Annotated in this window: 6 protein-coding genes and 1 pseudogene; 2 read left to right on the top strand and 5 right to left on the bottom strand. The window is 72.7% G+C overall.

What is annotated here, in order from left to right; translation table 11 throughout:
- Positions 1-300 (bottom strand): annotated as a pseudogene (locus ABT014_RS32665) (hypothetical protein); the annotation flags it as partial.
- A gap of 180 nt (positions 301-480) precedes the next feature.
- Here ABT014_RS32665 and ABT014_RS32660 point away from each other — a divergent pair.
- Positions 481-885: a hypothetical protein gene (locus tag ABT014_RS32660; protein WP_350643150.1), complete on the top strand. Its 405-nt coding sequence runs from the start codon at positions 481-483 to the stop codon at positions 883-885.
- Between the two features lie 631 nt (positions 886-1,516).
- On the opposite strand, the gene ABT014_RS32655 is transcribed toward ABT014_RS32660, so the two are convergent.
- The 3 genes from ABT014_RS32655 to ABT014_RS32645 form a co-directional block, all read right to left on the bottom strand.
- Complete coding sequence (locus ABT014_RS32655; protein WP_350643148.1) at positions 1,517-1,966, bottom strand: hypothetical protein; 450 nt, start codon at positions 1,964-1,966, stop codon at positions 1,517-1,519.
- Positions 1,967-2,315: 349 nt separating this feature from the next.
- Positions 2,316-3,527, bottom strand: coding sequence for a low temperature requirement protein A (locus ABT014_RS32650; protein WP_350643153.1), 1,212 nt, complete (start codon positions 3,525-3,527; stop codon positions 2,316-2,318).
- A 522-nt stretch (positions 3,528-4,049) separates the two neighbouring features.
- The gene (locus ABT014_RS32645; protein WP_350643146.1) at positions 4,050-5,564 is read right to left on the bottom strand and encodes an FAD-dependent monooxygenase; all 1,515 of its coding nucleotides are present in this window, start codon (positions 5,562-5,564) and stop codon (positions 4,050-4,052) included.
- 95 nt (positions 5,565-5,659) lie between these two features.
- Here ABT014_RS32645 and ABT014_RS32640 point away from each other — a divergent pair, with 95 nt between their 5' ends.
- Complete coding sequence (locus ABT014_RS32640; RefSeq protein WP_350643145.1) at positions 5,660-6,331, top strand: TetR/AcrR family transcriptional regulator C-terminal domain-containing protein; 672 nt, start codon at positions 5,660-5,662, stop codon at positions 6,329-6,331.
- 476 nt (positions 6,332-6,807) lie between these two features.
- Here the strand turns inward: ABT014_RS32640 and ABT014_RS32630 are convergent, their stop codons facing one another.
- Positions 6,808-8,379 carry an MFS transporter gene (locus ABT014_RS32630; protein ID WP_502895141.1) on the bottom strand — a complete coding sequence of 524 codons (1,572 nt, stop codon included), beginning with the start codon at positions 8,377-8,379 and terminating at the stop codon, positions 6,808-6,810.
- Between the last annotated feature and the right edge of the window lie 50 nt (positions 8,380-8,429).

Genomic DNA, 8,429 nt, shown 5'->3' with positions numbered 1-8,429 from the left:
CAGGTTGCTCACGCCGATCACGGCCACCAGGATCAGCGAGAGCGCCCGGGACATCCGGTTCTGCCGGGTCATCCGGCGCGGGTTGACCGCGATCAACGGGATCAGCAGCAGCATCTCCAGACCCGGCAGCACGAACCGCGGGCCGACCAGCAGCCGCTCCGGCAGGACGAGGTGGAGCAGGATCGCGGCCAGCGTCGCCAGGACGGCGGGCAGCCGTGCCTCGCCCCGGCGCTCGTGCCGGGCAAAGCGCTGCATCGCCTTGGTCCGGTGGTCGTTCGACGGTTGCCGGTCGGTGCCCATGCCTTCGGTCTCCTCGCTCGGTAAAGCTGCCCTCCCGTCTGCCCGGCCGTCCACCGGCCATTCCGGTCCCGGCGCACCGGCCTCCCGCCCGCGGCATCATCGTCGCGAGCGGGTCGCCCGGGACGTAGCCCGAACCCCGGCGGGGCGGACCCAGCGCGCCCTACCTGGATCGGTCCGCACATGCTGGAGATGGTCCAGCAGGAGGAGGTGCGGCAGGTGCGGTCCAGGTCCGGGTTCTTCGTCGCGGGATCCGTCTACCGGCACCATCGGCCGGACGGCCGGCCGTCCGAGCTGGGCGTGTTAGTGGTGCTGCTCGTCGCCTCCCCGCCGCACGGGTTCGCGCTCCCCGGTGCCGGCCACCGCGGCGGCTCGGGCGCCGGTTTCGCCTTCGGCTGGCGCCGGGCACCGGATGTCCCGGGCGGTCCCGACCAGCCGCAGGGCGCCTACACCACCGACGACTTCACCGGCTGGCACGAGATCGACGACACCGGCCTGCTCGGCCTGCCCGGCCACGTCCCGGATCTCCCGCCCGACGCGAAGCGCCGAACCCCCAGGCCGCCGGCCGGCGAACACCGGCGCCCATGACCCCCGCACGCACCCGGCCGGTGCCGGTGATCTCCATGCCCCGGGGCGAGGTGCGGTCGAGGTGCACGGCCGTACCCCGGGCCGACGGCCCGGCAGCGTTCCGGGCTCGCTGAGCGTCCGGCTGCCGACGCTGCGACCGGGCCGCGCGAGGTGGCCGGGGTCACCAGGCGGCCGGACCGTTGGGCCCGGTCGGCCGCTCGGTGCGGTGTACGGTCCGCTCGTCGACGTAGTACCAGCCCCATCCGACGCAGCACCAACGCCCCGCACATGTCGCACGGGGCCGACACGTCACCGGGCTCGGGCGCCGCCGCGCTGTCCGAGCGGTCCATGCCTCCGGTGTACGCCCCGCTGCAGGCCGACGCGACCGCAGGCCGTGCTGCCGCTGCCACCCGCACCGGCACGGGCCCGGACGGTTGCGAACAGCGGCCGCCGGCGATGCCGGCCCAGGCGTCGGCGGTCCGCGGCGGGCGTCCAGGGCGCGAGGCCGACCTTCGGGCCGGGCGGGCGGCAGCAGTTCGGCCTCGCCCTGTATGTGGACTTCGCGGCGACCACTGGGTTGCGTACCGGGACGGCTGGTGCGTGTGACCGGAGCGCGCCACAAGCACATGCGCCGCACGGCGGATCCGGTTGTTCAGTCCTCCGATCCGGCGGCGACCGTCTCATAGGCGTAACCGTCCCGGCGAAGTGCCTGCACGAGGGCTTCGACTTCGACGGCGGTTCCAAGGGGTTCCCCGGCCTTCGCCGCCTTCAGCTTGCCGATCGCCTCGGCCGGGCTGCAGTCGAGGATCTCCCGCAAGCGGCGGGCCGCCGCGACGGTCCCGTCCCGGCCCTCCACGAGCCGGGGCCGGAATCCTCCGAACGTCTCCAGCAGTCGTTGCCGGACATGCTCCGACCCGGGCCCGTCGCCGTAGTCGCAACTGACCAGGCCGCAGTTCTTGCACTGCCATTCGTCGAACCAGCCGAACTTCTCGACCACGATCTGCTGGCCGCGCGAGCCCGTCACGTCATGACCGCACTTGCTGCAGGTCAGCTGGAAGTCGAGGGCGCGGTAGATCATTTCCTCTTCCCGCTCCCGCTCCACCCACGCATGTTCATGTACCTCTGGACAATCTCATGGAACTTGTCCGTCCGGGCGAGATGGGCGGCGTTCCGGGCCTCCGACGGCTCGGGGTGCTGCTTCCCGACGTAGGTCTGCGGCCAATACTCAGGTACCGGCGGTGCAGGGCGGGCGCCCGGGTCCGGGTGCGGGTCGCAGTGGCCCATCGGGGACCTCCGCGACCGGCTCCCGCCCCAGGTCCGCGTCCGCACGGATACCGCGGGCCGCCTCTAACAACCGCGGGAGATCGCGCCCCAGCATCAGGAGTTAGGTGGAATCCAATTGCCGATTCGCCTTCCGAGACGTGGGCCACCGACATCTCGGGAGTCGCCGGTCAGGCGGAGGCGTGCTCCCGCAGGCTGCCGCGCTTCCCGGGCGCGAACACGAGCTGCCAGCCGACCGCGGTCGCCAGCGCCCAGATCAGCCATCCGGCGCCGAGATGCCGTGCGAAGAAGCCGAGCGCCGACAGCAGGAGCAGGCATGGCAGCGCCCAACCGAGCACGCTTTGCCACCGTGCACCGGAGACCGCGGCGGCCAGCACGCTGACGCCGAAGTACACCATGAGACCCGCGCAGAGCAACCACCGCACGCCGTTCGCAGCAGGGTCGTGCGGATGCGCGAGGGCCAGGCCAAGTCCGGCGGCGACGGAGGCGAGCGCGCAGGTCGTCAGGCAGTGCAGGGACAGGGCCAACCGCACCGGGAGATCGCCTCGGCCGGTCTTCGGGATCCCACCGAAGCCGTTGAGCAGCGACATGCTCCACAGGCCGGACAGCAGGGCGAACGAGCCCAGCGCCGCGGCGGCCAGGTGCACGTCCCAGGCGGTGTCGGCGGCGACCGTGGTGATCTGGATGACCCCCTCGCCGAGCACGATGATGACGTAGAGGCTCAGGCGCTCCATCAGGTGCGGCACATCGGCGTAGGCCGCCTCGATCACCGGCCGCCCGTGGTCGCCGTTCTTCCTGACGAGGCGCTCCGCCCACTCCTGTGCGCCCCGCAGCATGTGGCCGCCTGCGTTCGCGAGTATGGCCAGCAGGTCGAACCCGATTCCCAGGGCCCACAGCCAGTAGCGGGCGGGAGCATCCACCCACAGCGACACGATCCACGGCAGGACACCGAGGCCCATCTGGGCCACCGGCCAGTCCATCACGACCCGCCCGCGCCGCCAGAACCGGCTGGACAGCCAGCGCAGGAAGACGTACGCGGCGACGAAGGCCAGGTAGTGCCTGGTGCCACGGATCCCGGGGACGGCCGCGACCATGACGGCGAGGCCGAGCATCGCCAGGAGGAGACCGGGTGTCCAGGCACGGTCCCCCTCGACGTTCCCGTAAACGGTGAAGCAGACCCAGGCGATCCAGAAGGCGAGGTACAGCAGGACGTACAGGGCGAGATCGGCGGCCGTCGGGCCCTCGTGCAGGAGGTGCGACAGCTGCAGCACGCCCGCGACGACGACGAGGTCGAAGAAGAGCTCCGTCCAGGAGGCATGCCGCTCCGCGCCACCCGCCGACTCGGCGGTGTTCATGAATGTCATGAGGTGATCATCGGTCATGTTCCACAACCTGTCGGGAGGATACCCGGGCGGCCCGGGGCGCGGCCCGGTGCTCTTCGGCCGTACGCCGAGCCGTTGTTCGGGCATCTGCGTTGGAGTTCGTCCTCGAAGCTCCTGCACCGGCATGCGATGTCTACCACGGCGAAGTCTTAGGCGCGGCCGGGACGTTGGTCGGCCTACGACCTGCGTGGGTAGGGCGGGTGGGGTTGGCGCGCGATCCTCGCCAACCCCGGCCCCGCCGCTCCCGCGGCCCTGTGCGAAGCGGAGGGCCGAGCCCGGCCGCAGCGGCCCGAGAAGCCTTGGCGCCCGGCCGCGATCCGATGGCGCCGCAGGCCACGGTAGCTGGGGAGAGGCGGATGAACACCTCGGTGGCCCGCTCCGGCAGTCGCAGTCGGAGCGGGCCACCGAGGCGTGGGTAGGGCACCGGTCCGGGCCTTGGCGCAGGTCAGTTCCCATCAGGGGCGGATCGCCGCCGCCCCGCGCCTCCGTGGCACCGCCGGCCCTGTAGGGAAGGGCCGGCCCTCAGCCCTCCGTTCGGACGGCGGGCTGTCCGCACCACCGGTCGAGCGCCTCGGACAGCCCGGCAGGGCCCGGGTCCGTGCCTGCCCACGCCACGTACCCGTCCGGCCGTACCAGGAGCGCGGCCATCCCCGTACCTGGCGCCAGCAGGTGCACGACTCGCACGCGGTCGTTCCCGTCGACCGCCTCGCGGAGCCGTTCGTCGTCGCCGGGGTTCAGCAGCAGGAACCGGCCGTCGCTCATGTGCTCCGCGACCGCCGACCAGAGCTCGTCCGGCAGGAAGCGGCCGACCAGGGGCTGCGCCGTGTCCGGCGCGTAGTCCACGTCCGCGCCGCTGACGAGTGCGCCGAAGTACTCGTGCGCGGCCGGGATCGTCAGCGTCTCGGCCAGCACCTCGCGCAGCGCGTCGACGTGCGGGCCGGGCCGCATCAGGACCAGCTGCGCACGGGTGTTGCGCAGGACACGGGCGCCGACCGGGTGCCGCTCGGCGGTGTAGGTGTCCAGCAGCCGCTCGGGGGCGCGGCCGGTGGCCACGAGCGCGAGCTTCCAGCCGAGGTTGGCCGCGTCCTGCAGGCCGAGGTTCAGGCCCTGTCCTCCGATCGGGGAGTGCACATGCGCGGCGTCCCCGGCGAGCAGCACCCGCCCGCGCCGGTAGGTGTCGGCCTGCCGGGTGTTGTCGCTGAACCGGGTGCCGGCTTCGAGCCGGGCCACCGTCACCGCGAGCCCGCCTGCGCGCAGCATGCTGCCGGCCAGTTCGGCGGGGGTCATGGGCGCGTCGCGGTCCGTGGGCCCGGTGCCGTCGAACTCGACGGTGGTGATCTCGCCCGGCACCATCAGGCCGTTGACCAGTCCTCCCGGGCCGCGCAGTACCGCTGTGGGCTTGTGCGGTTCGGCGAGTTCGGCCACCGCGACCCGTCCGGTCATGGTGGCTGCTGTACCGGGGAAGGCGAAGCCGGCGCTCTTGCGCACGGTGCTTCGGCCGCCGTCGCAGCCGACCAGGTAGCCGGCTCGCAGCGAGCGCCCGTCGGCCAGGTCCGCGACCACGCAGGTGCCCTCGTCGCGCACCGCGACCACCTGGGAGTTCGGCTCGACCTGCACGCCGAGCCCGGCCGCCCAGTCGGAGAGTAGTTGCTCCAGCATGTGCTGCTTCATCAGGTAGGTGCGGCCGCCGTCGGTGCCGTCGCTCTCCAGCGGCATTCCGGCGAAGTGGCCCTTGGCGCGGCCCTTGCGCATCAGTTCGAGCACGCGAGCGAGCTGGTCGCCGTCCCTCGTCTCCTGCCCTGCTGCCGCGAGGTGCGCGGCCCAGGAGTTCTGTGCCGCTTCCAGTGCGGGGACGAGTCCGCGCAGGGCGAGGGTCTGGGCGCTGCGCGGGCTGATGGCGCGCTGGCCGAGGCTGCGCGTCCGGCGTTCGGCGCCGTCGGACGCCTCCAGCACCAGCGTCCGTGCCCCGCCCAGGTGCAGCTCTCCGCCCAGCAGCAGGCCGACCGGCCCACCGCCGACCACCAGTACGTCGAGCATGACCCCTCCTCGTACTTACGTTGTATGCTTACGCAGTAAGTAGGACACGTACGGTGTAAGTTCGTCAAGTGCGGACCGCGAAGGAAGGGCGACAAGTGACCCGACGGGAAACGTTGAACCGGGCGAAGGTCGCGGCCGCCGCGCTGGCCCTGGTCGACGCGGAGGGCATCGAGGCGCTGACCATGCGCCGGCTGGCCGGAGAACTCGGCGTGGAGGCGATGTCGCTCTACAACCACGTGAAGAACAAGACCGACCTGCTGGACACGCTGGCCGAGCAGGTGTTCGCCTCCGTCGAACGCGCCGACCCCGGCCTGCCGTGGGCGGACCGGCTGCGGATCACCGTGGGCAACCTGTACCGCGAATTCAGCCGCCACCCCGCCGTGTCCAAGACCTTGGTCGGCGACCAAGCCAACCCCACTTCAGAGGCGGCCCTGCGCCCCGCGGAGGACATTCTCGAAGCGCTGTTCCAGGCCGGCTTCGACGAGAAGGCCGCCCGGCAGGCGCTGATCGCAGTCCACGCCCTGGTGTTCGGCACACTGGCCCTGTCCACCTCCGGCTACACCACCCCGCCCAGACCCGCCGTCCACGGGCTGGACGTCTTCCGGCGTGCGGTGGACCCGGCCCGGCTGCCGCACTTCGCCCGACTTGTGGCCACCACCGACGCGGACAGCGACCCGACCGAGGACTTCGACCACGCCCTGAACCTGCTGATCACCGGCCTGGTCGCCGCCGCCCCCAACACCGGCCACGGAACGCGCGGCCTGTGACGTGAGCCTCGCCGACCCGGACCGGCCCATGATCGCGCACAACGCGGTTGGCCCGACGCGCAGTTGGCTCAAGGAGTGCGAGGGCGGACGGCAGCCGGTCCTTGACGGCAACGCCACCATCGTCCATCGCACCGAGCCGACGGCGCCGCCGCTGCGTGATGGGGCACTCGAGATCACCGGGCAGGCGTCGTCGCCTGCCGCGCAGCTCCATGGGAACCCGCAACGGCTGCGGCCGCGAAATTCGCTGCAGCCGCGGCCCCGGCCGCCATCGTGGCGGGCCGGCCGTGATGGGGGCTCCGCCGAGTGCTGGAAAAGTGCTGCCTGAATTCCGCTGCCCGGCGCGGCGGTGAGGTGGACGGTGCCGCCGTGCAGGTCGGCGGCCCCGGTCCGCCGTGGGATCTGCCCGACCACGAGGTGTGCGCCCGGCGCCGGCCCGGGCGGCGTCGCGGTGGTCGGGCAGATCCCGACGGGGGGCGTCAGCCGGCCGGGATCGTCTCGATCTCGATGGCGAGGACGCCGAGGGCTTCCTTCTCCGGGCCGTAGATGCGGCGAATGTTGGCGAGCTGCTCCTCACGCGGGGAGTCGGGGTTGATGTTTGCGGGGCCTTCGGTGTCCAGCATCTCCTCGAAGGTGCTGTAGCGGGCGACGCGCTTTACCTCGACGAGGCAGTCGTCGCGGCCGCAGGCGAAGCGGATGTGCTGGCCCGGGGCGAGGTTGCGCAGGTTGGCGTACTGGACGCGGACCTCGATCGTCTTGCGGCCGGAGGCGACGAGGTCGAAGTAGCGGCGGTAGAGGTTCATGTGGCGGGCCCGCGGCGCGGAAGGCTCTATTCCGGCTTCCTTCGATATCGAAGTATCTTCCGCAGGGGTCGCGGTGCGGGCGAGGAGCAGCGCCGGTGCCGCGGCGAGCGAGGCGAGCAGTGTGCCCGCGCCGGCGAGTTGGAGGGTGTGGCCGCCGCCGAGGGCGGTGACGGCGGGTGCGCCGAGGGCGGTGCCGCCGAGGTTGGCGGCGTTGAGGGCGGCGCCGGTGGTGGCGAAGGCCCGGCCCCGGACCTGCTGCGGGACGCGGGCATGGACGAGGTTGCGGATGGCGAGGCTCTGCAGGGAGTTCGCGACGCCGGTCAGCAGGAAGCCGGCCAACGCGACCGCGGGCCGGGGCACGAGGGCGACGGCCAGGAGGGCGGTGCCCATCAGGCAGCCCGCCCCGGCGAGGACGGCGGGCTGGCGCGCCGGCGGGATCCTGGGTGCGATCAGCGCGGAGGCGCCCAGCATCCCGGCAGTGTGCCAGGTCACTAGGATCCCGAACAAGCAGCTGGAGGCGCCCAGGTCGTCGCGTACGTAGAACACCCGGGCGACGGCCATCATCGCGGTGAACACCACCGCGCACGCCAACGACACCACCGCGGTCCGCAGGACACGGTCGCGGCCGATGATCCCCACCCCCTCGGCCACCTGATCCCGCCACCGGGGCCGGGAAGCCGCCGGAGGCCGCGCGCTGCCTGGGTGTAGCGCGGTCGGTGCGAGGGCGAGGGCGGCGAAGGTCGCGGCGTCGGCGAGCAGGGCGGTCCGCCGGTCGATCGTGGTGGCCGTCAGTCCGGCCAGCGCCGGACCGAGGACGTTGCCGACCGAGCGGAAGGTCTCCAGGCGGGCGAAGCCCCGGGCCGTGCGCTCGTCCCCGACCAGTCGGGGGACCAGCAGCGACAGCGCGGGCGCCACCACCGCGAGCCCGGCGCCCAGGGCCGCCAGCAGCAGCAGCTGGACGGCCAGGGCGTCCACGAGCGCCAGGGCGACGGCGACGACGGCCTGGGCGGCGGCGACCACGGCGATCAACCGCCGCGGCTCGACCCGATCGAGGACCGGCACCAACAGCGGCCCCAGGACCACGATCGGCGCCACCCCGGCGACCGTCAGCGCCGCGATCGCGGCCCCCGAGCGGCCGGTGTCGTGCAGGTGCAGGGTCATCGTCATCAGGGCGATCTGGTCCCCCATCGCCGACAGCCCGTACGCCGCTGCGATCACCGACAGCCCCACCCGCTCACGCGACCCCATCCCCCGATGCTGCCAGCCACCACCAGCCGGCACAGCCACCTCACGACAAC

Origin of the sequence: Kitasatospora sp. NPDC094015, from assembly GCF_040304075.1 — a bacterium.
Taxonomy (GTDB): domain Bacteria; phylum Actinomycetota; class Actinomycetes; order Streptomycetales; family Streptomycetaceae; genus Kitasatospora.
The sequence above is the reverse complement of the archived record's forward strand: the minus strand, read 5'-3'. Positions and strand labels throughout refer to the sequence as shown.